The organism is Sphingomonas mali NBRC 15500, from assembly GCF_001598415.1.
GTDB classification, from domain to species: domain Bacteria; phylum Pseudomonadota; class Alphaproteobacteria; order Sphingomonadales; family Sphingomonadaceae; genus Sphingomonas; species Sphingomonas mali.
In genome coordinates this window covers 23,921-50,216 of record NZ_BCYX01000014.1, presented here as the reverse complement: position 1 = coordinate 50,216, position 26,296 = coordinate 23,921, and the positions used below count along the sequence as shown (strand labels likewise).

At 64.8% G+C, this 26,296-nt stretch carries 12 protein-coding genes; 6 read left to right on the top strand and 6 right to left on the bottom strand.

Annotation, left to right across the window (positions count from 1 at the left end):
• The first annotated feature begins 268 nt into the window (after positions 1-268).
• A complete protein-coding gene (locus SMA01S_RS12005) occupies positions 269-11,149 on the top strand; it encodes a hypothetical protein (RefSeq protein WP_066822095.1) in 10,881 nt (3,626 codons plus the stop codon).
• Positions 11,150-11,299: 150 nt separating this feature from the next.
• Here the strand turns inward: SMA01S_RS12005 and SMA01S_RS12000 are convergent, their stop codons facing one another.
• A complete protein-coding gene (locus SMA01S_RS12000) occupies positions 11,300-12,526 on the bottom strand; it encodes an MFS transporter (RefSeq protein ID WP_066822092.1) in 1,227 nt (408 codons plus the stop codon).
• A 142-nt stretch (positions 12,527-12,668) separates the two neighbouring features.
• On the opposite strand from SMA01S_RS12000, the gene SMA01S_RS11995 reads away from it, so the two are divergent.
• Together SMA01S_RS11995 and pgmB are read left to right on the top strand one after the other, a co-directional pair.
• Entirely contained in the window at positions 12,669-14,795 is a 2,127-nt protein-coding gene (locus SMA01S_RS11995) for a glycoside hydrolase family 65 protein (protein WP_066822273.1), read from the top strand.
• 2 nt (positions 14,796-14,797) lie between these two features.
• Positions 14,798-15,466: a beta-phosphoglucomutase gene (pgmB, locus tag SMA01S_RS11990; RefSeq protein ID WP_066822089.1), complete on the top strand. Its 669-nt coding sequence runs from the start codon at positions 14,798-14,800 to the stop codon at positions 15,464-15,466.
• On the opposite strand, the gene SMA01S_RS11985 is transcribed toward pgmB, so the two are convergent.
• Entirely contained in the window at positions 15,457-16,437 is a 981-nt protein-coding gene (locus SMA01S_RS11985) for a LacI family DNA-binding transcriptional regulator (protein WP_245649250.1), read from the bottom strand. The two genes, pgmB and SMA01S_RS11985, sit on opposite strands and share 10 nt — an antisense overlap.
• Positions 16,438-16,841: 404 nt before the next feature.
• Here SMA01S_RS11985 and SMA01S_RS11980 point away from each other — a divergent pair, with 404 nt between their 5' ends.
• From SMA01S_RS11980 to SMA01S_RS11970, 3 genes are all read left to right on the top strand, one after another.
• Positions 16,842-19,160, top strand: a complete 2,319-nt coding sequence (locus SMA01S_RS11980; protein ID WP_066822083.1) for a TonB-dependent receptor — start codon at positions 16,842-16,844, stop codon at positions 19,158-19,160.
• Positions 19,161-19,361: 201 nt separating this feature from the next.
• Positions 19,362-20,654, top strand: a complete 1,293-nt coding sequence (locus tag SMA01S_RS11975; RefSeq protein ID WP_066822080.1) for a glycoside hydrolase family 130 protein — start codon at positions 19,362-19,364, stop codon at positions 20,652-20,654.
• A 169-nt stretch (positions 20,655-20,823) separates the two neighbouring features.
• Positions 20,824-22,011 (top strand): S53 family peptidase, encoded by a 1,188-nt coding sequence (locus tag SMA01S_RS11970; protein WP_218016888.1) that lies wholly within the window; start codon positions 20,824-20,826, stop codon positions 22,009-22,011.
• A 117-nt stretch (positions 22,012-22,128) separates the two neighbouring features.
• On the opposite strand, the gene SMA01S_RS11965 is transcribed toward SMA01S_RS11970, so the two are convergent.
• From SMA01S_RS11965 to SMA01S_RS11950, 4 genes are all read right to left on the bottom strand, one after another.
• Positions 22,129-22,641 carry a CinA family protein gene (locus tag SMA01S_RS11965; protein WP_066822075.1) on the bottom strand — a complete coding sequence of 171 codons (513 nt, stop codon included), beginning with the start codon at positions 22,639-22,641 and terminating at the stop codon, positions 22,129-22,131.
• Entirely contained in the window at positions 22,638-22,940 is a 303-nt protein-coding gene (locus SMA01S_RS11960) for a plasmid stabilization protein (RefSeq protein WP_066822072.1), read from the bottom strand. Before SMA01S_RS11960 ends, SMA01S_RS11965 begins: the two co-directional genes overlap by 4 nt.
• Positions 22,941-22,953: 13 nt before the next feature.
• On the bottom strand, positions 22,954-23,910 hold the full coding sequence (locus SMA01S_RS11955) for an SDR family oxidoreductase (RefSeq protein WP_084250265.1): 957 nt from the start codon (positions 23,908-23,910) through the stop codon (positions 22,954-22,956).
• Between the two features lie 178 nt (positions 23,911-24,088).
• A complete protein-coding gene (locus SMA01S_RS11950) occupies positions 24,089-26,296 on the bottom strand; it encodes a hypothetical protein (protein ID WP_066822069.1) in 2,208 nt (735 codons plus the stop codon).

Sequence of the window (26,296 nt, the reverse complement as noted above, 5' to 3'; positions counted from 1 at the left end):
ACGAAAACGACATGCGTTTCGCTCCAAAAACAATATCTTACGTTTTTAGAGTGGTCATAATGGCCGTAGAGTCGCTGGATACGATAAGTACGCTAGGCGTCGCATTTAACCAATAGCTGTACTCAATCTTGAAGTATCAGGCCAACATTCACGGACGATTTAAGTAATCGTGCGGCTCCAAAGTCGTGCGCGCTAAGTCCGCGTAACAGAGGGGAATAACATGACACGCACGCCGTATTCTTCGGGCCGTCTTCCTTTCGACTCCAAGGTGTCATCCTCGATAGCCGCGCGTCGGCGCAACCTGCGCTCGCAGGCGAGCCGGCTGACGTTGCGCTCGACCGTCGCTGCGGCAGCTTTTGTCGGTCTCGGCGTGTTCGCGCCCAGCGAGGCCTGGGCGCAATGCGTCGTCGGTGCCGTTACCGTAACCTGCGCCGATACATCCACGACCGACACGACATTCCCGACCAACCCGCCGGTCGACCGCAATTATCAGGGCATCCTCCCCACCCCGATCGTCGTCACCGTCAACAGCGGGGCAACGATTAGCGGCAACGGGCTTGCTTTCACGAACAATGGGACGGGCGGCATCACGGTCAATAATGGCGGCACGATCAGCGTCGATGCGGGCAATACACCGACCGCCGGCGGCACCGCGGCGCTATCGCTCACCGCGCTTGGCGGGCCGATCGTCTATACCGGCGGCGACATCGTCAACAACGGCAACGGCAACGCGCTTGATGCAAGGCAGAGTGGCGGAATCGGCTCGGTAAGTATCACTGCGGGCAATATCTTCGCCGCCACCGGCGAGGGTATCACGGTCCGTGACGTCGCGACCAGCACGGGCATCGACATCACCACCAACGGCACCGTCACCGCGCTGACCGCCGGCAAGGACGGCATCGACGCGCAGAGCCAGTCGCTGACCGGCAATATCACCGAGGTCGCCAATGGCAACATCCAGGCCGGCAATGCCGGCATGGTGGCGGCGATCCTGAATGCGGGCGGCACCGGCAATATCGACGTGACCGCCAATGGGTCGATCGACGCCAGGTTCGGCGTCGATGCGGAGAATTTCGGGTCGGGCTCGACCGGTGTCACCACGGTCGGTCCGGTCAATGTGACGACCGGCAACGGCATCTTCGCGTTATCGACCGGCGGCGACGTAACGGTGAATACGGGCGATGTAACAGCGACCAGCAACACCGCGATTATCGCGCAGCAGACCAAGGTCGCCGGAACCGGCCAGGTTGTCGTAGGCACCACGGGCAATGTCTCCGGAACGACGGGCATCGACGCCCACAATTTCGGCACGGGTCTGGTCGGCGTCGTGACCGGCGGCACGGTGACCGGCGCCGCCGCCGAGGGCATCAAGGCGGTCGGCAATGCCGGCGTGACAGTGACGGCCTTCGACACGGTGACCGGCGCGACACGCGGCCTGTCGCTGATCGGCGGCACCGGCGGCGCCGGCGACATCCTGGTGAACGGCCCCGGCGGGTTCGTTGGCGGCACCGGCGACGCGGCGAACATCCTCAACAATGGCTCGGGCACGGTCACGGTCGACATTGGCGGCGCGAGCAGTTCGGCTGGCGGCGAGGGCTTCGTCGTGCGCGACACCGCGACCGGCGGCAATATCAGCGTCACGACCGGCGCGGTGACCGCGCTGACCGCCGGCAAGGACGCGATCGACGTCCAGAGCCAATCGGCCACCGCCAACATTACCGAAGTAGCGAATGGCGACATCAACGCCGGCAATGCCGGCATGGTGGCGGCGATCCTCAACGCGGGCGGCACCGGCAATATCGACGTGACCGCGAACGGGGCGATGACCGCGCGGTTCGGCGTGGACGCCGAGAATTTCGGGTCGGGCTCGACGAGCGTCACCACGGTCGGCCCGGTCAATGTCACGACCGGCAACGGCATCTTCGCGTTGACCACTGGCGGCACCGTCACGGTCAATGCAGGCGACGTCACCTCGACCGGCAACACCGCGATCATCGCGCAGCAGACCAAGGTCGCGGGCGCGGGCAATGTCGATGTGACCGCGGGCAACGTCTCGGGCACGACGGGTATCGATGCGCACAACTTCGGCACGGGCACGACCAGCGTCACTACCAACGGCACGGTGACCGGCACCGCCGCAGAGGGCATCAAGGCGACGGGTAACGATGCAGTGACGATCAACGTCGCCGACACGGTGACGGGCGCGACACGCGGTTTGAGCCTGGTCGGCGGCACCGGCGGCGCTGGCAACATCTCGGTGACCGGCACCGGCGGGTTCCTCGGCGGCACGGGCGACGCGGCGAACATCCTCAACAACGGCTCCGGTACCGTGACGGTCGACATTTCGGGTGCGAGCGGCTCGACCGGCGGCGAGGGCATCGTGGTGCGCGACACCGCGATCGGCGGCGACATCAGCGTCACCACCGGCGCGGTGACTGCATTGACCGCGGGCAAGGACGCGATCGACGTCCAGAGCCAGTCGGCTACCGCCAACGTCACCGAAGTCGCTAACGGCGACATCAATGCTGGCAATGCCGGCATGGTGGCAGCGATCCTGAATGCGGGCGGCACCGGCAATATCGACGTGACCGCGAACGGGGCAATGACCGCGCGGTTCGGCGTGGACGCCGAGAATTTCGGGTCGGGCTCGACTAGCGTCACCACGGTCGGTCCGGTCAATGTCACGACCGGCAACGGCATCTTCGCGCTGACCACCGGCGGCACCGTCACGGTCAATGCAGGCGACGTCACCTCGACCGGCAACACCGCGATCATCGCGCAGCAGACCAAAGTCGCCGGTGTGGGCAATGTCGGTATGACCGCGGGCAACGTGTCGGGCACGACGGGCATCGATGCGCACAATTTCGGCACCGGCACGGTCAGCGTGACCGCTAACGGCACGGTGACCGGCACCGCCGCAGAGGGTATCAAGGCGACGGGTAACGATGCGGTGACGATCTCGGTCGCCGACACCGTAACCGGCGCGACCAACGGCCTGAGCCTGGTCGGGGGGACCGGTGGGGCGGGCAACATCTCGGTGACCGGCACTGGCGGATTCTTGGGCGGCACCGGCGATGGCGCCAACATCAAGAACAACGGCTCGGGCACGGTCACTTTCAACATCTCGGGCGCGAGCGGTTCGACGGGCGGTAACGGCATCATCGTTCGCGACACCGCGGCCGGCGGCGACATCAGCGTCACCACTGGTGCGGTAACCGCGCTGACCGCCGGCAAGAACGCGATCGACGCGCAGAGCCAGTCGTTGACGGCCAATATCACCGAAGTCGCCAATGGCGACATCAATGCCGGTAACGCCGGCATGGTGGCGGCCATCTTCCCGGCGGCGGCGACCGGTAACATCGATGTCACCGCAAATGGCGCGATGACCGCGCGGTTCGGGGTCGATGCCGAGAACTTCGGCACCGGGACGACTAGCGTCACCACGGTCGGTCCGGTCAATGTCACGACCGGTAACGGCATCTTCGCGCTGACCACCGGCGGCACCGTCACGGTGAACGCGGGCGATGTCACCTCGACCGGCAACACAGCGATCATCGCGCAGCAGACCAAGGTCGCGGGCGCGGGCAATGTCGATGTCACCGCGGGTAACGTCTCGGGCACAACCGGCATCGATGCGCACAATTTCGGTACCGGCACGGTCAGCGTCACCGCTAACGGCACGGTGACCGGCACGGCTGCCGAGGGCATCAAGGCGACCGGTAACAATGCGGTGACGATCTCGGTCGCCGACACCGTGACGGGTGCGACGCGCGGCCTGAGCCTAGTGGGCGGTACCGGTGGCACTGGCAACATCTCGGTCACCGGCGCCGGCGGATTCTTCGGTGGTACGGGCGACGCGGCCAACATTCAGAACAATGGTTCGGGCACGGTCACCTTCAACATTTCGGGCGCGAGCGGCTCGACGGGCGGCAATGGCATCGTCGTCCGCGACACCGCGGCCGGCGGCGACATCAGCGTCACGACCGGTGCGGTGACCGCGCTGACCGCGGGCCAGAACGCGATTGACGTCCTGAGCCAGTCGCTGACGGCGAACATCACCGAAGTCGCCAATGGCGACATTAATGCCGGTAACGCCGGCATGGTGGCGGCGATCTTCCCGTCGGCGGCGACCGGCAACATCGATGTCACCGCAAATGGCGCGATGACAGCGCGGTTCGGGGTCGATGCCGAGAACTTCGGCACCGGCACGACTAGCGTCACCACCGTCGGCCCGGTCAATGTCACGACCGGTAACGGCATCTTCGCTCTGACCGCTGGCGGCAACGTCACGGTGAACGCAGGCGATGTCACCTCGACCGGCAACACCGCGATCATCGCGCAGCAGACCAAGGTCGCGGGCGCGGGCAATGTCGATGTCACCGCGGGTAACGTGTCGGGCACGACCGGCATCGATGCGCATAATTTCGGCACCGGCACGGTCAGCGTCGCCGCTAACGGCACGGTGACCGGTACGACCGCCGAGGGTATCAAGGCGACTGGCAACGGCGCGGTGACGATCTCGGTCGCAGATACGGTGACCGGCGCGACCAACGGCCTGAGCTTGGTCGGAGGGACCGGCGGGGCTGGCAACATTTCGGTGACCGGCACCGGCGGGTTCTTCGGCGGGACCGGCGATGGCGCCAACATCCAGAATAACGGCTCGGGCACGGTCACCTTCAACATCTCGGGCGCGAGTGGCTCGACCGGCGGCAACGGCATCATCGTGCGCGACACGGTGGCTGGCGGCGACATCAGCGTCACGACCGGCGCGGTGACCGCGCTGACGGCCGGCATGGATGGCATCGAGGTGCTGAGCCAGTCGAACGCCGCCAACGTTACGATCGTCGCCAATGGCGACGTGAACGCGGGCAATGCCGGCATCGTCGGTGCGATCTTCCCGGGCGCCGCAACCGGCAATGTCGACGTGACCGCGAACGGCGCGATCAACGCGCGGTTCGGCGTCGATGCCGAGAATTTCGGCAGCGGCACGACCAGCGTCACCACCGTAGGCCCGGTCAACGTCACAACTGGCAATGGCGTCTACGCTTCCAGCCGCGGTGGCAATGTCACGATCAACTCTGGCGACGTCACCTCGACCGGTGATGTCGCGATCATCGCGCAGCAGCTCAATGCCTCCGGCGCCGGCAATGTCGATGTGACTGGCGGTAACGTCTCGGGCACGACCGGTATCGTCGCGACGAATGTCGGCACCGGCACAGTGGGCGTCACCGCGAATGGCACGGTGACCGGCACGTCGGCCGAGGGCATTCTCGCGACCGGCAACGGTGCGGTCACGGTGACAGCGGCCAATACGGTTACGGGCGCGACGCGCGGCTTGAGCCTAACCGGCGGTAGCGGCGGCGCCGGCAACATCCTGGTCACCGGCACCGGCTTCTTCGGCGGCACCGGCGACGCCGTCAATGTCGTAAACAACGGTTCGGGGACGACTACTGTCAACATCTCCGGCGCCAGCGGCTCGACCGGCGGTTACGGCATAGATGTGGTCGATACCGTCGCGGGCGGTGATATCAACGTCACGACCGGTGCTGTCACCGCGCAACTCGCCGCCATCAACGTCCAGGCCCAGACGCTCGCCGGCAATTTGACGATCGTCGCGAATGGCGACCTTAACAGCAACACTGAGGATGGCATCAACGCGTTCCTTTTCGCTCCGGCGGGAACGGGCAATATCGATGCAACGGCGAATGGCGCCGTTACCGGCTTGGGCGGTATCTTTGCCAGCACCCAGGGCTCGGGCTTGGTAACCGTCAATGCGGTCGGTCCGATAAATTCGACCATCGGCAACGGCGTGTACGGTTACAGCAGGGGCGGTGACATCAACGTGGCGACCAACGCCGTCACCACAACCGGCAACGTCGCCATCTTTGTCGACCAGGCTAACGCGGCCGGCGCTGGTAATGTGACGGTCACGACGGGTGGCGCGATCTCCGGCACGAGCGGCATCCAGGCGTTCAACTTCGGAACCGGCACGATTGACGTGACGACCAACGGTACCGTGACCGGCACGTCGGGAGAAGGCATTCTCGCGACCGGCAACGGCGCGGTCACGGTGACGGCGGCTGATACGGTGACGGGTGCGACGCGCGGCGTGAGCCTGGTCGGCGGCAGCGGGGGCACCGGCAACATCCTGATCACCGGCACCGGCTTCTTCGGCGGCAGCGGCGACGCTGCCAACGTCCAGAATAACGGCGCGGGCACGGTCACCGTCAACATCTCCGGGGCCAGCGGATCGACTGCGGGCAACGGCATCATCGTTCGCGACACCGCCTTGGGCGGCGATATCAGCGTCACAACCGGCGCGGTGAGCGCGTTGGCTGCAGGCATGAACGGCATCGATGTCCGGACCCAGTCGCTGACCGCCAATGTGACCGAGATCGCCAATGGCGACATCAATGCGGGCAATGCCGGCATGGTGGCTGCGATCTTCCCCGTAGCGGCGACGGGCAATATCGACGTCACCGCGAACGGTGCGATCAACGCGGCGTTCAGCGTGGATGCCGAGAATTTCGGCGCGGGCAACACCAATGTCACGACCGTCGGGACGGTCAACGCGACAGCCGGCACCGGCATCTACGCGCAAACCAACGGCGGTAACGTTTCGGTCAATGCCGGCGACGTGTTCGCGATCGGGGGCTTCGGGATCCGCGCCCAGCAAATCAGCCTTGGGGCGGGTTCGATCGATGTGACCGCAGGAAATGTGTCGGGCGCACGGGGCATTTATGCGGTCAATTCCGGCATTGGGACCGTGAGTGTTACCACCAGCGGAACGGTCACCGGGATCGCGGCCGAAGGCATTTACGCGAGGGGTGGCGACGCGGTGACCATCTCCGCCGCGAATACCGTCACCGGTGCTACCAACGGTCTGCTCCTGATCGGCGGCAGCGGCGGCGCCGGCAACATCTCGGTCACCGGCACCGGCTTCTTCGGCGGCAGCGGCGACGCCGCCAACATCCAGAACAACGGCGCCGGCACGGTCACTGTCAACATCTCCGGCGCGAGCGGCTCGACCTCGGGCAACGGCATCTTCGTGCGCGACACGGCGGCTGGCGGCGATATCAATGTCACGACCGGCGCGGTGACCGCGCTGGCGGCCGGCATGAACGGTATCGACGCACGTAGCCTCTCGAATGCAGCCAACGTTACGATCGTTGCCAATGGCGACATCAATGCGGGCAACGCCGGCATTGTCGGCGCGGTCCTCAATGCGGGTGGCACCGGTAACGTCGATGTCACCGCGAACGGCGCGATCAATGGGCGGTTCGGGGTGGATGCCGAGAATTTCGGCACCGGCACAACCAGCGTCACCACGGTCGGCCCAGTCAACGTCACCACCGGCAACGGCATTTTTGCGCTGACCGCTGGCGGCAACGTCACGGTCAATTCAGGCGACGTGACCTCGACCGGAAACACCGCGATCATCGCGCAGCAGACAAATGCGGCCGGTGCGGGCAATGTCGATGTGACCGCCGGCAACGTCTCGGGCACGACCGGCATCGTCGCGATCAATTCCGGCACCGGTATGGTGGGGGTTACCGCCAACGGCACCGTGACCGGCACGGCGGCTGAGGGTATCCTTGCCACCGGCGGCGGCGCGGTGACGGTGAACGTCGCCGACGCGGTCACGGGTGCGACCAACGGCCTGACACTGGTCGGTGGCACTGGCGGTGCCGGCAACATCCTGGTCACCGGCACCGGCGCGTTCTTCGGCGGCAGCGGTGACGCGGCCAACATCCAGAATAACGGTTCGGGCACAGTCACCTTCGACATCTCCGCGGCCAACAGTTCGACCGGCGGGAATGGCATCGTCGTACGCGACACGGCGGCTGGCGGCGATATCAATATCACGACCGGCGCGGTGACCGCGCTGGCGGCCGGCATGAACGGTATCGACGCTCGTAGCCTGTCGAATACCGCCAACCTTGCGATCGTCGCCAATGGCGACGTCGCTGCGGGCAATGCCGCTATTGTCGGCGCGATCCTCAACGGCGCCGGCACCGGCAATGTCGACGTGACGGGGAATGGCGCGATCAACGCGCGGTTCGGCGTCGATGCCGAGAATTTCGGCACGGGCAACACCAGCGTCACCACGGTCGGCCCGGTCAATGTGACCACGGGCAACGGCATTTACGCGCTGGCGACCGGTGGTAACGTCACGATCAATGCGGGCGACGTCACCTCGACCGGCAATACCGCGATCCTCGCGCAGCAGACCAACGCAGCCGGTACGGGTAGCGTCGATGTGACTGCCGACACAGTTTCCGGCACGACCGGCATTGTCGCGGTCAACCTCGGCACCGGCACGACCAGCGTGACCACCACCGGTCTGGTGACCGGCACGGCGGCCGAGGGCATCAACGCGATCGGCGGCGGCGCGGTGACGGTCAACGTCGCCGACACCGTAACCGGTGCAACCAACGGTCTGAAGGTGATCGGCGGTACCGGCGGGGCAGGTAATATCCTGGTCACCGGCACCGGCAGCATCAATGGTCTCGCCGGCAATGGCGCCACCATCCAGAACAATGGGTCGGGCACCGTCACGGTCGACATTTCGGCTCCAGTAACCGCCACGGGCGGCGCTGGCGTCCTGGTGCGCGACACGGTCGCTGGCGGCGACATCAACGTGACAACGGGCGCGGTCACCTCGACCGATCAGAACGGCATCGACGTGATCGGGTCCTCGACGACCGGCAATATCGCGGTGGTGACGAACGGCCAGATCAATGGCGGCAATGCCGGCGTCGTCGCGGCGCTGGTCGGCGCGGGTACGGGGAATGTCGACGTCACCACCAACGCGGCCGTCAACGGCGTCTTCGGTATCGATGCGGAGAATTATGGTACCGGCAACGTCAACGTGACCGCGGTCGGGCTGGTGACCGCAACGACGGGCTATGGCATTGTCGGACTGACTGGCGGCGGCAACGTGGTTGTGAATGCGGGCAACGTGTCCTCGATCGGCGCTGCGGCGATCCTCGCCGAACAGATCAATTCGGGCGCGTCGGGCACCGTCGGCGTGACCGTCGGCAACGTCTCCGGCAGGACCGGTATCATTGCCCAAACCAACGGCAGCGGCGGCATTTCCGTCAATGCGCTGGGCAATGTGACCGCGACAAACGGCAACGGGATCGAAGCGGTCAACTTCAATCCGGCGGCGAATGCCGGGACGATCGATGTAAGCCAGGCGGCAGACACCAAGATCACCGCCACCAATGGCAGCGGCATCTATACCGATAGCGGCCTGTCGACTGGCATGACGACGATCACGGTCGCGGGTGAGATAACGGCCGGCACGCCCGGTTACGCCGGGGTCTATGGCACGTCGACCAAGGGCGGCATCACCGTCAACGTAACCGGAACCGGCGTGATCGATCCCGATTACGGCATCGACCTCAGCACGGTCGACGGTCCGCTGGTGGTCAACAATGCCGGCCTGGTCACAGGTACGATTGACGGGGTCAGGCTGGTGGCGACCGGTACCGGAAGCGCCAATATCAGCAATTCGGGGACGATCTCCGGCGGCACCAATGCAGTGCTGATCAGCGTGAACAACACGCCGTCGACCTTGTTCAACAGCGGTACGCTGAACGGCGCGGTCAACGTCTTCGGCTCGACCGTCGCGACCTCGAACTGGATCAACGGCCCTACGGGTATCGCTAACCTGGGATCGGGCTCGTCGAGCTATTCGGGCAATCTGGCGAATGGCGGCAACGTCAACCTGGGCGCCGGCGGCACGCTGACGATCCTCGGCAATACCCAGAATGCCGGCCGCGTCACCTTCGCCGGGGCGGGGACGTTCACGACGGTTGGTTCGATGGCCAATACCGGCATCATCAATGCTCGCAACAACCTGACCAGCAATGTCGTCACCGTCGGTGGCAATTATTCGGGCGGCGGCCAGTTCTGGACCGACTACAGCACCAACACCGCAACGGCCGATCGCCTGAACATCGGCGGCTCGGCCACTGGCAACACCAATGTCACGATGAACCTGGTCGGCACGCGGTCGTTCGTCCCCGGCGGCTTCCTGCCGGTGGTGACGGTCGCCGGGGCAGCTCCCGCCAGTGCCTTCACCTCCAGCACCCTGTTCCCGACGACCGGGTTCATCCTCGACAGCTTCGGGCAGAACCCGTCGAACGCCCATCAGTTCGGTGTGATCCAGGCGGTCAACCCGACGGCGGCGGGGCTCGGCAACCTCAGCTACATGGCCGAATCGGCCTCGGGGCTGCTCGATGATCCGATCAGCCCATTCGTGACCAACCGGACCGACGCCGGCGGTACGCGGTTCAGCCTGTGGATGCGCGGCAGCGGCGGGCACAGCAAGCAGACGATCAGCTCCTCGTTGACCGGCGGTGGCATGTCGTACAATTCGACCACTCGCTTGCGCACCAGCCAGCATGCGGCACAGATCGGCGCCGACGTTTCGTTCGGCGGCATCGGCGGCGGCTGGAAGGTCAATGTCGGCGTGATGGGCGGCTGGTATGGCGCCTCGGCTCCGCTCGCGGGCGGCGAGCGGATCAAGGTCGAGACGCCGTTCGTCGGCGGCTATGCGGTGGTCGGCAACGGTGCCTTCGAGCTCGAGGGCAATATCCGCAAGGAATGGCGTCACTATACGGTCGCCATGCCATCGCTGTTCGGCACTGTCGGCACCCAGCGCATGCGCGGCGACGCCACGGCGGGCTCGGTCCGTGCGTCGTACCGCATCGGCGGCAAGACCGGCTTCGCCGCGACGCCGTTCGCTTCGTTCAATTATGCCGACACCCAGATCGATCCGCTCGTGGTTGACGCCTTCAGCGTGTGGACGCCGGGCAGCGACACCACCAAGATCGGCCAGGCCGGCTTGCGTCTGTCCTATCGCGGCGGGTCGGAAGCGACGGCGACGGTCGAGCCGTTCATCAGCGCGGCACGGATGGAGAATTGGTCGCGCAGCGACAGCTCCAGCTTCGCCTTCGGGGCGCCGGTCACGACCTTCTCGCTCCAGAGCAACACCTGGAAGAACGCGATGCGTTACTCGGCGGGTATCCTCGCCAATGCGCATGGCAGCCGGGTGTCGGGCTTCGTGGTCGGCAATATCGACGACGACTCGCGGCTGCGCAGCTTCACGATCAACGCCGGGCTGCGCTTCAACTTCTGATCAAAGGGGCCTCGGTCGCGTCGTGTCTTTGGACATGGCGCGGCCGCAGGTGACGATCTGTATATTGGATATTGGATACCAACACGCGGATGATGTTCCCCGGAACGCGAAATCCGCGAGGGCGATCGACCATGGGTAAAAGGCGACCGCCTATCGCACCGATTTTTTCCGGACCATCGTCACGGCTGCTGCGAGCGCAGCGATCGGAATAAGCAAGACGTAGAAGGCCATCGTGCCTGGGAACGTGGCGAAGACTTGGCCAACGATGCGGGAGCCGATCGTGCCGCCAAGCGCCGAGAACACGACGATTAACCCCACCATAGCGGGCCGCTCCTTTGCGGCCATCGACGACAGGACCGCCGAATTTAGCGCCGGATAGATTGGCGCCATCACCAGTCCGATCATCGGGAACAGGAATGCGGCGGCCGGTGCATCGGCCCAGCTCGTTACCTGAGTGTGATACGCGGTCGCGAGCGGCAGTACCGCGACGATCAGTATGGCCATTGCGGCGAGGCATCCGAGGACAAGCGGAAACCACCCGGTGCGCCGCACAATGACGCCAGCGCCCAGCCGTCCCATTGCCAGGCAGACTGCGAAGATCGAGGCCGCCTGCACGCTCATTGGCGCGGACAGCCCGAGCAGTTCATGATTGAAGGTAGGCAGCCAAGACCCGATGCCCTGTTCGACTAGGACGTAACAGAAGATCGCGGCGATAAAGCTCAAGCTCAGCAGTCGGAAGACAAGCAAGATCATCCCCCAGAACTTTCGCAATATGCCCTGCCGCGATGCCGCGGGTTCGTCGACCGCGCTTTCGTCGTACGGCGTGACCGCGAGCAGCGCCAGGGCGGCGAGGCTGGCGGCGGCCAGCACATAATAGACGCCGAGCCATTGCCGGCTACCGGGATCGGCCGGGTCGATGAAGGCGGCGAAGATCCAATAGCCACTGAGCACGCCGAGCATGAACACGCCCTCGATCACGTTGAGCAACGACGCATGACGCGCGCTGTCCTCGGTCAACAGGCCGACAAAGCTGTAGACCGACACCTTGGTCACCCCGAACGCGACGCCGACCGCGAGGAACAGGAGGCGTGTCGTCCAGAAACCGGGGAATAAGGGCATCGCCAGGCAGGCGATCGCGACCAGCGCGAGCGCCACGATCATCGCGCGCCGCAGCCCGAAGCGGGGCAGTTGCGCCGCCAGCAGGAAGCTGGTCGCCGCGATCGACAGATCCTTGAATCCCTCGAGCGAGCTCGCCGCGACCTTGGTCACCTGAAACGATTCGATCGATTGCAGGATGACGGTGCCGACGCTGTTGAGCAGCACCGCGAACACGGCATAGGTCAATGCCAGTGCGACGATCATCCGGGTCCTGTTCATGCGCCTCCCCTGCCGGGATGCCCGGCTTATTGTCTTGACCATCTCCTATTATGAAATGCATATCATTGGCAATCGGGCGATTGATCGCCGCATCGGAGAGAATTGCGTGGGGCGGTCATTACCCGAAGCGTCTTTTGCTGACGTGCGATTTGCGCGCGACGCCTGGCGCCTCGCCGCGGACGGCGATTCCGTCCGGTCGGACCATGTTCCCGCGCTGTTTTCGATCGGCAACGGCTTTATCGGCATTCGCGGTCCGGGCGAGGCGGCGGAGGCGCCCAAAGTCTATCTGAACGGCGTCTATGAACGCGTGCCGATCGCTTATCACGAGGCGGCGCACGGCTATGCCCGCGAAAGCGACCTCCGCCTGGCGGTCGCCGATGCCACCCGCCCGGCGATCCTGGCTGGCGGCGTGCCGGTCGGCGCGGCGGCAAGCGTCGAGCTCGACCTCGCCCGCTGCGTGCGGACCGAGAGATTCCCGGCAGGGGCGGCCGGCATCGCGATCGAACAGTTCGTCTCGATGGCGGATACCGCATTGGTGCTGACGCGAGTCAGCTTTGCCGACGGCGCCGATGTGACCGTATCGCCGATGGTGTCGCGGTCGCCGGGAAGCGGCGACCGTGCCGCCGATGTCCCCAATCAGGGGGTTTACGATCCGCGCGTCGCGCCGGTCATGGCGACCAGCCCTTGGGTCGATCCCCAGGCCCATGACAAGCCCGGTATCGCCACGCGCAGCGATCGCTTGCGCACCAGCGGCTTCGTGGTGGCGTGCGGGATGCGCGAAATCGGACGTCGGACGGTCGACGGCCGGGTGCAGGTCGATTTCGCCTCTGGCTATCGAGCCGCCACTGACGACCAGGGCATGGACGCGCTCACCGGGATACTGGGCGCCGCGGCCAAGCGAGGATATGACGCCCTGCTGGCCGACCAAATGGCATGGTTCGCGGATTTCTGGGCGGCGAGCAACGTCGCCATGCCGGGCCAGCCCAATGCCGAACTCGCGATCCGCTTCGCTTTGGCCGAGCTGGCGATGGCGGTGGGGCGCGACGGCAAGACCTCGATCGGCGCCAAGGGGCAGACCGGGGAGGGCTATGAAGGCCATGTCTTCTGGGACGCCGATCTCTACGTCATGCCGGTCTTCGCCTTCACTTATCCCGCAATTGCCCGGGCGATGCTCGAATGGCGGATTTCGAAGCTTGCCGCCGCGCGCGACAATGCGCGGGCGATGGGGCACGAACAGGGCGCGCTCTATCCATGGCGGACGATCGGCGGGCACGAATGCTCGTCCTATTTCCCGGCCGGGTCCGCGCAATATCACATCAACGCCGATATCGCTTATGCGCTGGAAACCTATCTGGCGGCGACCGGCGACCGCTCGCTGCTCGACGCGGGCGGGGCGGCGATGCTGGTGGAGACGGCGCGCATCTGGTTGGACATCGGATTCCACGACGCGGCGCGGGGCGGTGCCTTCGTCATCAACCGCGTGACCGGCCCGGACGAATATTCGGCGATCGTCGACAATAACCTCTACACCAACATGATGGCCGCGCGGCATTTGCGGTTCGCCGCGCGCCACGGCCTGGCGGCGTCGTTGATCGACCATGCGGAAGCCGCGCGGATGATGCGCGCCGCCGACGAGATGTTCCTGCCCTTCGACGACGAGCGCCAAGTCTATGCGCAGGACGACGCCTTTTTCCGTCTCGACCCGTGGCCGTTCGATACGACACCGCCCCAGGCCTATCCGCTGCTGCTGCACTTTCATCCGCTCGCCATCTATCGTCGTCGCGTCTCGAAACAGGCGGATGCGGTGCTTGCCTTGGCGCTGATGCCCGAGGCGTTCGACCCGGCGATGCGGCGGCGGATGCTCGACACCTACGAAGCGACCACGGTCCACGATTCGACCTTGTCGGCGAGCGCGTTCGCGACCGCTGCGGCGCATGCCGGCGACGGCGCGCGGGCGGCGCATTACTGGCGCGTCGCGGCGCTGACCGACCTCAACGATCTGTTCGGCAATGCCGATCACGGCCTGCACATGGCGGCGCTGGCGGGGAGCTGGACGACCCTGGCGATGGGCTTTGCCGGCATGCACGTCGAGGGCGACACACTGTGCTTCGATCCTGTGGAGATACCTGGCCTGTCCGACTATCGTTTCACCGTCACCTTCCGCGGCGCGCGGGTCGATGTCGCGGTGTCGGGCCGCACCGCCAACGTGTCGGTGGGCGGCGGTCGCCCGGTCGCGGTCCGTGTCGCCGGTGAAGAGGTCACGGCCTGACCATGGCATTCCGCGCGGCTATCTTCGACCTGGACGGGGTGTTGGTCGACAGCGCCCGGCTGCACTTCGTCGCCTGGAAACGGATCGCGGACGAACTCGGCATCGCGTTCGACGAGCATGACAATGAGGCGCTCAAGGGCGTCGATCGCATGGGGTCGCTCGACCATATCCTGGCGCTGGGCGCTGTGTCGCTGGACCTCCCGGCCAAAGAGGAACTCGCGGCGCGCAAGAACGGCTATTATCTCGACGCGCTGGCGACGATGACCGATGCCGACATCCTGCCAGGCGCCACCGCTTTATTGGCGAGCGCCCGCGCCGCTGGGCTGGCGCTGGGGGTCGCCTCGGCCAGCCGGAACGCCGTGATGGTACTCGAACGAGCCGGCTTGTTGGACTCGATCGATTTCGTCGCGGATGCCGCCAAGGTCGCGCGGTCGAAGCCCGCGCCGGACATCTTCCTGGCCTGCGCGGCCGGGCTCGACGTCGCGCCTGCCGCGTGCGTCGGGTTCGAGGACGCCGCGGCCGGCGTGACCGCGATCAAGGCTGCGGACATGGTCGCGATCGGGATCGGCGATGCGGGCATTCTGGCCGAGGCTGATCTCGTGTTCGCGTCCACCGCAGCGGTCGATCTCGACCAAGTGCTGCGGCTAACACCGGCGCCGTCTCAGGTCTGACGGACGATCAGCCGGGTCGGGAGTACGCTCGACTTCGGCTTCCCGCCATCGAGGATCTGCATCAGCTTTTCGACCAGGATGGCACCGGCCAGATGGGTTTCCTGTTCGATCGTGGTGAGCGCCGGGGTGAAGTCGGCCGCGGGCGGGATGTTGTTATAGCCGCACAGCGAATAATCGGCGGGCGCCTCCAACCCCAGCTCACGAAACGCGGCGACGATCGCGATCGCCGCGGTATCCGAAAAGGCGAAGACCGCGTCGGGCGGCGGATTGTTGCGCAGCCACGCCAGCATCTGCTGGTAAACGGGCGCATAGGCCATGTGCTCGACCTCAAGATGCTCGACGGTCACTTCGGGGTGTTTGGCGGCGACCGCGCGCAGGCCGTCGAACCGCATCCGGATCTCGGCATGCGCGACATTGCCGACGAACAGCCAGCGTTTCGCGCCGCGCTTGACGAACAAGTCGCCGGCCAATTCTCCGCCCAACCGGTTGTCGCTGCCCACCGAGCAATAGGGCTCCGCCGGGTCGACGCCTCCCCAGACCACGAATGGCGCTCCGGCGCGTGCCAGTTCGCGCAGCATCGGGCCGCGCTCGCCTTGTCCCAGAAAGATGAACCCGTCGGCGACGCGCGAGCTGATCAGGTCGAGATGGCTCTGCACATCGGTGAGGTTGGACGGCGAGAGCAACAGGTCCTGGTTGCGTACCGACAGCGCCTCGGACACGCCGGCGAGCAATTCGAAGATGAACGGGTCGGCGATCCGCCCGGCGCGATGCGAGCCGAAATCGAGCACGACGGCGACCGTGTCGTTGCGCGCCTGACGCAGTTTCTGCGCGTTGCGGTTGATCGCATAGCCATGTTCGCGCGCGACGCGCAGCACGCGTTCGCGCGTCGCTTCATTGACCAGCGGACTGTTGTTGAGAACGCGCGATACGGTCGGCTTCGACACATTGGCGAGCCGGGCGATATCCCCCATATTCAGATCCATCGCGCGTCGACGCAAAGCCAGGCTCCTCAATCAGCGGGTCGCCGGACAACCATTGAAACTGGTTTCCGACGATCCTCGACGATGCACCGCCCCCGCTCAGCGCGCCCAAAATAGGCTGGTCGCGATCCTCGATGCAACAAGCGCTTTGCGCGATGACGGGACAAAGCGACCAGGACGTCTTTTATGATCCCCATAAGGGTATGAAACTTCGTTGCAGGCGCTGTGACATCTCTGCCACATTCGGCACCTACGTAAGTCGCATAAATCATTGATACAACAGGAACTATTATAATAATACGCTTATGTAACGGCGTATTGAAATGCAATTCATTCGTGTGTAGACCCCATCCTCAGGCACTTCCCGAGCAGGAAGGCAGCGGCAGGAGAGGATCATGATGGTTTCGCGCAATCGCAATTTCGTTGCTGTGTCGGGGTTCGCGCTGGCGATTGCCCTGGCCCATCCGGCCGTGGCGCAGGAAACGCCCGCCGCGGCGCCGACCGCCGATCCCGTCCAGACTGCGGACACGGCACCTCCCGCTGATGTGCCCGACATCATCGTCACCGGGCGCGCAGCGGGTAACGGCATCAACAAGCTCGAGGCCGGCTATTCGGTGACGACGCTGTCGGCGGACGATATCAAGCTCCAGGCGCCCAAGAGCTCCGGCGACGTGCTGAAGTCGATCCCCGGCGTGTGGGTCGAGAGTTCGGGCGGCGTTGGCACGTCGAACATCTTCGTCCGCGGCATCCCCAGCACTGGCGACGCGCCGTTCGTCACGATGCAGTTCAACGGCGTGCCGGTCTACGGATCGAGCAGCCTGTCGTTCATGGATCAGACCGGCATTGTCCGCCTCGACGAAACCGTCGCGGGGATCGAAGGCGTCAATGGCGGCCCGGCCTCGCTCTATTCGGACGGCCAGCCCGGCCTCACCACCAACCTTCGCCTGCGAGAGGGTGGCAACGATACGCATGGCAGTATCGGCGCTTCGATCACCGATTACAGCGCCTGGCGAGTCGACGGCTATCTCAGCGGCAAGCTCGCCGACGATCTCTATTACATGGTCGGCGGCTATGTTTCGCGTGGCGATACCGTCCGCCGTGCCGGGTTCGATACCGAAAACGGCCAGCAGATCACCGCGAACATCACCAAGAAGTTCTCGCGCGGCAGATTCAACATCTTCGCCCGCTACACCGACGATCACGGCGAATGGTTCTTGCCGTTCGCGGCGAACGTGCCCGGCATCGATCGGGGCACGTACAACCAGCTCAATCAATATACGCGCTATGCGACGATCATCTCGCCGGGCTCCGCGGGTAGCGGCGCCACCGAGCGCGTCGACCTTGCCGATGGCCGCGGCTGGAAGGGCGTCGTCACCGGAGCCAGCCTCGATTACGACTTCGGCGGTGGGTTCAGCTTCACCGACCGGTTCGGGTTCACCAGCGGTACGCTGCGGACGACGGGGCTCGTTCCGCAAGGCGCGGGCGCGATCACCGTGGCCGACGCGCTCGCGACATCGGGCAATCCCGGCCAGACGCTGGTGCACACGATCAACACCGGTCAGACGCTCGCGCCGACCGACTATGTGCAGCAATTCGGTTCGTGGTGGGTCGATAAGAAACTCCAGAACGTCTCGAACGAGGCCGTGGTCAATTTCAAGACTGGCCCGAACACCCTCAACCTCGGCTATTATTTCTCGCACTTCACCTCGGATGACGCCTGGAGCCTGGGCGGCAACCGCTGGATGCAAGTGGGCGGCTCGGGCGACTTGGTCGACCTGAACAACGGTGCGCTGTCGGCCTTCGCCATTTCGGATCGCGGCCGCGCCACGGTGAACGCGATCTATGTGTCGGATTCGTTCAACATCACCGATGCGCTGCGCCTCGATGCCGGCATCCGCCATCAATGGACCGATATCGACGTCCGTATCACCGGCAACGGCCTGCCCGATTCGGCGAAGATCAGCCGAGAGGCGACGCCGTGGACGGTCGGGCTCAACTATCGCGCGACCCGCAATTTCGACGTCTATGCCCGCGTCTCGCAAGGCTATCACTCGCCATCGTTCGACGATGTCCGGTCGCAGCTCGGCAATACCGGACCGCGGCTCGACCTGAACTGGAAAGTGCGTTCGTACGAAGGCGGCGTGAAATATCGCGGCGGCGGGTTCGAAGCGGCGTTGACCGGCTTCTACGACAAGGTCGTGGGCGCGGTGTACAACGACGTCGGGGTGCCGCCCCAGATCGCCGGATCGAAAACCAAGGGCATCGAGCTCGACGCGTCGTACCACAGCGCCAGCGGGTTCGGCTTCATCGGCAACGCCGTGCTCGAAGATGCCAAGACCGATACGCCCAATATCCCCGACTTCGACGGCAAGAAGGCGCAGCGCATCCCATCCTATCAGGTGCGGTTCACGCCGACCTATACCGCCCGCTTCTCGGACAAGTCGGACATCACGTTCTACGGCACCTACGAAGCGATCGGGAAGCGGTACAGCGATCTAAAAAATACCCAGCTATTGCCGGCTTATGCCACGTTGAGCGCCGGTCTTCGCGCCAAGGTGGGCGGTTACATGCTGCAGATCGCCGGCGACAACCTCACCAACTCGCACGGCCTGACCGAAGGCAATCCTCGTTTCCTCGGGACCGACCCCGCGCTGCCCGACGTGCGTCCGATCTTCGGCCGGTCGTACCGGGTGTCGGTCAGCTACGCTTTCTGAGCTGATCCGGTAGTAACAGGAAGGGGGTCGGCGTCCGAGGATGCCGGCCCCCTTGGCGTTTTCAGGCGCCCGAAGGCGGCCGTATCGATGGTGAAGGGAGCCTGTCGCGCATTGCGGCGTTGAGGGGACGCCGATCATTCCGATTTGGCCTATCACCCATCCCGGCGACGCCCGTCGTCCCCTCGCACGGAGCCCGACCGCATGAGCGACGATCTGTTCACTTTCTCCGGCCTCCATTTGCGTCCCGACCCGTCGCGCACGGTGATCAAACCGTTCAGCGTCGATTATCCCGAACCGTTCCGCGATGCCGCGCATCCCCGCATGCGCACGGTGATCGAGCGCGTGCTGTCGCTCGACGAAGCCAGTCGTCGCAACGATTGCAAGACCGTGGTCGCTTCGCTGTCCGCGCGGCATCGCAACGTCGAGACCATGCTGACGCGCCGGTTCGAGGAAGTGCGCAACTGCTTGCCCGAAAACGTGACGGCCGATCCGGAGCAACAGTTGCTGATCGGTGCCTATCTCAGCGCCGAATATTCGTTCGAGGCAGCTGCCCTGTTCAACCCCAGCATCGTGTTGCGGATGAACCAGGACGGCGCGCCGGCCGACGGCCTGAACTTCATCCTCTCGTTACGCGGCATCGGCGAAGGCCATGTCTCCTCCGTGACCTTCCGCACCGGGAATTGGAGCGCGAGCGACGGTTTCCGTGTCGACGACCCAAGCCCCTGGGTGACCTCGCCGCGGATCGAAGGTCCCGACGAGAGCGGCCAATCGGGCACGACGCGGATCATCTGCGAGGGCAGCCAGGAGCCGTCCGAAAGCGTGCTGTTCCCGATCACTGCCAGCCAGCGGCAGGGGATCGAGGATTTGCGCATGGTGCGCTTCACCGAAGAGGACGGCACGCCGAGCTTCCTCGGCACCTATACCGCGTTCGACGGCCGCGATGCGCGGTGCGAGCTGTTTCGCGGCACCGGGATCAACACGTTCGAGATGACGGTGCTCAAGGGATCGGTGCCGCAAAGCAAGGGCATGGCGCTGTTCCCGCGCCGGGTGGATGGCCGGTTCAACATGATCGGCCGCCAGGACAATGAGAATCTGTGGCTGATCGCGTCGGACGACATCACCACCTGGAACGGCGGGGTCAAAATTGTCGGCCCGCGCTATCCGTGGGAATTCATTCAGATGGGAAATTGCGGCTCGCCGATCGAGCTCGACGAGGGCTGGCTGGTCATCACGCACGGCGTTGGCATGATGCGCAATTACTGCATGGGCGCGTGCCTGCTCGACAAGGCCGACCCGACCAAATTGCTCGCGCGCACGCCCGAACCGATCCTGCGCCCCAGCCCCGCGGAACGCAGCGGCTATGTCCCCAATGTCGTCTATGGCTGCGGCGCGATCGTCCATGATCGCACGTTGCTGTTACCCTTTGGCATTGCCGACAATTTCGCGAGCTTCGCCAGTTGCAGCGTCGATGCGTTGCTCGCGCGAATGGACTGAGGGACAACGATTATCCGGTCCCCGGCGCCGAAATTGAGCCAGTCCGAATTGCACACGCGATATTCGCCCGGCTCGACCCTCGGACTATATCGAACGATATATTTACGGCGGCGCCACCAGCGTGAGAGCCTCCCGAAGGTTCGACCTGATGTCGACAAAGGGGACAAGCATGGCACGTCTTGCTGCTTCGATCGCGGCCTTCGCACTTCTGACCGGGATTCCAATGAGTCTACAGGCGCAATCCGCGCAGGGCTTGTTGAAGTCCGGTAACGTCTATCACGCCGCGGTTTGTCCGGGGTCCGCGGGTCCGGGGACAGCGCGTTGCCACGCGCGCATCGTCACCGACGACAAGGGCAATCCGGCCCAGCGCGACGCGGCGCCCAACATCGTTCCGTCCGGTTTCGGTCCGGCCGACTTGCGGGCTGCCTATAACATCTCCGCGCAAGGCAACAGCACGACGATCGTCGCGGTCGTCGACGCGTATGGCTATACCAATGCCGAAACCGACCTAGCGACCTATCGCTCGACCTATGGTCTGCCTGCCTGCACGACCGCGAATGGCTGCTTCGCCAAGTACAACCAAGCCGGCGTGAAGGGCAATTATCCGCGTCAGAACACCGGCTGGGCCCAGGAAAGCGCGCTCGACCTCGATATGGTCAGCGCGATGTGCCCCGGATGCAAGATCATTCTGGTCCAGGCCAATTCGGCGAGCTTCAGCGATCTGGCGGCGGCGGTAAACACCGCGGCGTCGCTCGGCGCGCGCGTCATCAGCAACAGCTATGGCGGCGGCGAAAGCGGATCGCAGGCCTATGAATCGGCCTATGACCATATCGGCGTGGCGGTCACCGTCAGTTCCGGCGATAGCGGTTATGGCGTGCAATTCCCGGCCTCCTCGCCGCACGTCATCGCGGTCGGCGGCACGACGCTCAAGCGCAACACCAGCGCTCGCGGCTGGGGAGAGACGGTGTGGGCCGGCGCCGGCAGCGGCTGCAGCACCATCTATGCAAAGCCCAACTGGCAGCTCGACGGCGGCTGCGCGATGCGCATGGAGGCCGATGTCGCGGCGGTAGCCGATCCGGCTACGGGCGTCGCGGTCTACGGTCCCGGCAAGGGCGGCAAGTCGGCCTGGCTGGTCTTCGGCGGCACCAGCGTGGCGGCGCCGTTGATCGGCGGCGTCTATGGCGCCAACGGCGGCGCGGTGACTTATGGCAGCAATCCCTATGCCAATACGGGCGCGCTGTACGACGTGACGTCGGGCAGCAACGGCAGCTGCGGCGGCACGTACTTCTGCACCGCTCGTGCCGGCTATGACGGGCCCACCGGCCTGGGCACGCCCAACGGCATCACCGCGTTCTAACGCGAGGTATCAATGAAGCACTCGATCACCCTGTGTTCCTGCGAAAGCGGAAATCCAGGGTGACCGGGTACTTCGCTATCCCGGGCTTCCGCTCCCAATTGGGCAACTGGCTCGAATTTAACGTAGTTTAGCGAGATTCTGGTCGAGCAACTCGAGCGCGACGTCGAGGCATTTCAGCCTGACCGGCCCGCGCCCGATGTCGCCGAAATGCTCTTCGCGATGCACGACTTCGCCGCCGCGCCGCAGACAGCCGAAATGGACGAGGCCGGGCTCATCGTCCGGGCCGCCGGGTCCCGCAAAACCGGTGATCGACACCGCGACGTCGCCGTGCGAGCGCTCGAGCGCGCCGCGTGCCATGGCGATCGCCGTCTCGCGGCTGACCGCGCCGCAACGCTCGACGGTATCGCGATCGATCGCCAGCAACTCGCATTTGGCCTCATCGCTATAGACGACGAATCCACGCTCCAACGCGCGGCTCGCGCCTTCGACATCGGTCAGCAACGAAGCGAGCAGCCCGCCGGTGCAACTCTCGGCAGTGACGATCGCCAGGTCGCCGTCGCACGCCTTCTTCAACAGCGCGCGTGCCGCCTGTTCGATGCGATCGGGCAAGACATCCAGCAATTCGCTCATCGCGATGCGTTGCCGTTGCGTCGGCGCGTTTCCCAGCCTTTCCTGGCGGCTGCAGAGCGATCGGAACTAGTCTGGCTCGATCCGCCCTTTCGGCCCCCCTTGCGTGAGGATTCGTGGCTTTCCTTCTTGCCGCGTCCCGACCCGGACTTCTTGCCGCCGCCCGATTCCTTGTTGACGGTCGCCCAGGCACGCCGCTCAGCCTCGTCGTGGCTGACGCCGCGATCCTCATAGCCTTCCTCGATATGCTCGGCCTTGCGCTTCTGCTTGTCGGTGTAAGCCGATTTGTCTCCGCGAGGCATGGTCCTTCTCCTTTCAGCTGACCCCCGTTCCGCCATTGGCGCCGAACACACTGCCCGTGGTGAAGCTGTTGGTCTGCTCGGCGAGCGTGACATAGAGGCCCGCGAGCTCGACCGGCTGACCCGCGCGGCCGAGCGGCGTGTCCTGGCCGAACTTCTCGATCTTGCCTTCCAGCTGGCCACCCGAAATCTGCAACGGCGTCCAGACCGGCCCCGGCGCGACCGCGTTGACGCGGATGCCCTTGGCCGCGAGCTGTTTGGCGAGGCCCTTGGTGAAGATCTCGATCGCGCCCTTGGTTGTGGCGTAATCGAGCAAATCCTCGACCGGGTTGAAGCTGTTGACGCTGGCGGTGTTGATGATCGCCGACCCCGGCGGCATGAATTCCGCCGCGCGTTTCGACATCCAGAACATCGCATAGATGTTGGTCTTCATCGTGCGATCGAATTGTTCGTGGGTGATCTCGGCGATCGATTTGCGCGCCTGCTGATAGCCGGCATTGATCACCAGCAAATCGAGTCCGCCGAGTTGCTCGCGGGCATCGTCGACCAGGCTCAGGCAGAATTGCTCGTCGGTAAGGTCGCCGGGCAACAGGACGAGGTCGGTGCCGTCCTCGGCCAGTACCGCTTTCAGGTCCTCGGCGTCGGGCTGCTCCTTGGGATGATAGTTGATCGCGACCTTGGCGCCCTCGCGCGCGAAGGCGATCGCGGCGGCGCGGCCGATGCCGGAATCGCCGCCGGTCACCAAGGCATGGCGCCCCTTGAGCCGCCCCGTGCCGCGATAGGTCCGTTCGCCGCAATCCGGTACCGGCTCCATATCGCGCTGGAGCCCTGGCCATTCCTGTTTCTGTTCGGCGAATCCCTCGCTGTGATATTTGTTCTGCGGGTCGATCAGCGCGTCGGTTGCCTCATCGACGGCGCGCGACTGATCCTTGGATGTCGTCAGCGGCGCGTCGTCCGTCATTGTATCGGGCATGTCGCTCTCCGGGTTGTGAGGGCGAAGCGTTCCGGCAAAACGATTGTTCCGATCGTTTAAGATGCGAAATCAATTCGTTGCATAACCTGGATCAAGATTGTGCCCATGCGCGACGTAAGCGCGCGCGTTCATCGTAGCGGGCTGTTTGTTGGGCCCGCTGATTTCGATCCCGATGCGTTCAGTCGCTGTCCCAGGTGATGGCAATCCGCGAATTGGCCGGCACTCGATAGGAAAGACGGCCATCGCTTGACGATTGCCGGACGACGGCACCCTCGGCCAGTGTGACCGTCGCACGGGGCAGTGCCGCTCCGTCTCGACGCAGCAGGCAAAGGTCGGCCGTGCAACCCTCACCGCCGTCAAATTGCACGCTCAACGCGTTCGGCCCGGTTCGTTCGGCCGAGCGCAGGAATTGGTTGCAATAGAGCCGAAACGGGACGCCATCGACATCGTGGAAGCTGCGCGAGGCGAACACCAACGCGGCGCCGGCGCCGTAGATTTCCTGGCCGACTTGCCCGGCCTTCTGGCCGTCGGCGTACAGATCCTCGAGCGGGAAGGACAAGTCGCGGGCGATATGGCCGTTGCGCTGATGTTCAGCGAGCACATCCTGCGGCAGTGCGTCGGGATAATAATACCAGGCGCGATCGAGCGCATATTTGCAATATTCGGACACCAGCATCCGCACCCCCGGGTCGAGGTCGGAGCCGCTATCCTCCAGATAGCGCTCGAACGCGGCGAAGCTGTCGAAACATTCGTAGATGGCCATGTACGGCGCATCCTGCAGGCACGTCGCGCCGAGAAAGTTCTTGTAATGACGCGCCGCGGCGATCCGCGATTCCCAGATTTCGCAATTGTGGAAGAAGCTCGCGAGATAGACGTAACTCTGGTCGCGATAGCTGTCGTCGGTGGTGATCCGCCACAGCCGCATGCAGGCGGCGGCACCCCAGGCGGTGAGGTTCGCCTGGTAATTGAGATTGAACCGCATGCCCTTGGCCGTGTCGATCGCGGCGCGCGCTTCGCGCAGGAAACGCGGATCGTCGGTCAGCGCGTGCGCCTGCAGCATGACATAGGCATACAGGCCGCCGACATCGGTCTGGCCGCGATCATCATTGGCGGTGGCGGTCAGGACCGAAAAGTCGCGAACGTTGAACTGGATCGGCCATTTATAATCGAAGTGGTGCGCGACGCGGATGCCGTAATCGACCACCTTCAGGAACAGCGTCCGCGCGCTGCGGTCGCCATCCAGTGCGAGCTTCGCGAGGTTGAGCTGCGGATGATAGAGATACCAGCTGTCGACCGCGTCCTTGTCCTTGTCGTCGCCGACATTGGGCAAATAGCGGCGCAGCGTCCCGAGCTTGCGGTCGTGAAACTTGGCGAGGCCGCTACGAAATTCCTTCTCCAGCGGATGTGGCGTTCCGTTCCAGCGCCCCCAGTCGTGGATAGCGGAAAGCAGCGACAGCTGAACCATGGAGTCCGGATATTCGCTCGCGGTATAAGGATGCGCGTAGAGGTGGCCATAATGCCGCACGGTCGCTTCCGGCGCCGTCGCCAGATCCTTAAGCGTGCGGTCGGACCGCTCGACCCAATCGCGGAATTCGGTCTCCGGGCGATCGAGCGCCTTGTAGACGACGCCCAGCATGCGGAGGAATTGCAGCGCGCTTTGATCTTCGCTGCCGTCGTCCAGCCCGCGAATGGCGATCAGCGCGTCGGACAGCATGATTTCCCTGCCCGCTGCCAGCGTCTCGACCGGCGGCGTCGCGCTTTGCGGCGGGGTGGGCGGCAAATAGCCGAGTTCCGGCCATTCGCCCCCGACCGCGCCGTCCGGCTTGGTATTGGTGGCGAGATAGTAATCGTTGAGCGCGGTCAGATTCTGGAAATACAGCACCGTCCCGAAATCCGGCTCGGCAATGCGGAAGAACAGCGCGCCGCTGTTCAACCCGCGTTGCGCCGCCTCGACATGGCCTTGGGCGGTGGTCGGGTCATCGTTTCGGTCGAGCGGATAGAGGTCGCGCGGCAAGAACGGAACGAGCAACGGCCGTGCCGGGGTCAGCCATACCGACACGCGCAACAGTTCGGGCTGGGTTTCGGGCATGGCCAGCGCGACGACATGCTCGCCCATCGCGCTCTTGATCCTCACCCTGACCCGCTCGCCTTGCTCGTGGCGTGCGGCGCGGCAGTCGAACGGCCCGGCAAGATAGGCGCAGCGGATGGCGAGGCCGCCGCGGCCGTCTCGCCGTACGATCGTCCACAAGGAATCCGGCCCGCAGATCAGCTCAACTTCCAGATCGCCGACCGTGAAGGCGGCGACCGGCTCGGGCTTCTCGGCGAGCAATTGGCGGAGCGCCAGGGTATAAGGGCTTGCGCCCACGGCGGTGCGATCGAGCATCAT

Excerpts from the sequence above, each read along its gene's own strand:
- SMA01S_RS11955 (WP_084250265.1), bottom strand. The coding sequence starts at position 23,910 with ATGCCCGATACAATGACGGACGACGCGCCGCTGACGACATCCAAGGAT.
- SMA01S_RS11960 (WP_066822072.1), bottom strand. The coding sequence starts at position 22,940 with ATGCCTCGCGGAGACAAATCGGCTTACACCGACAAGCAGAAGCGCAAG.
- SMA01S_RS11950 (WP_066822069.1), bottom strand. The coding sequence starts at position 26,296 with ATGATGCTCGATCGCACCGCCGTGGGCGCAAGCCCTTATACCCTGGCG.
- SMA01S_RS11980 (WP_066822083.1), top strand. The coding sequence starts at position 16,842 with ATGATGGTTTCGCGCAATCGCAATTTCGTTGCTGTGTCGGGGTTCGCG.
- SMA01S_RS11970 (WP_218016888.1), top strand. The coding sequence starts at position 20,824 with ATGGCACGTCTTGCTGCTTCGATCGCGGCCTTCGCACTTCTGACCGGG.
- SMA01S_RS12000 (WP_066822092.1), bottom strand. The coding sequence starts at position 12,526 with ATGAACAGGACCCGGATGATCGTCGCACTGGCATTGACCTATGCCGTG.
- pgmB (WP_066822089.1), top strand. The coding sequence starts at position 14,798 with ATGGCATTCCGCGCGGCTATCTTCGACCTGGACGGGGTGTTGGTCGAC.
- SMA01S_RS11985 (WP_245649250.1), bottom strand. The coding sequence starts at position 16,437 with ATGGGGGATATCGCCCGGCTCGCCAATGTGTCGAAGCCGACCGTATCG.
- SMA01S_RS11975 (WP_066822080.1), top strand. The coding sequence starts at position 19,362 with ATGAGCGACGATCTGTTCACTTTCTCCGGCCTCCATTTGCGTCCCGAC.
- SMA01S_RS11965 (WP_066822075.1), bottom strand. The coding sequence starts at position 22,641 with ATGAGCGAATTGCTGGATGTCTTGCCCGATCGCATCGAACAGGCGGCA.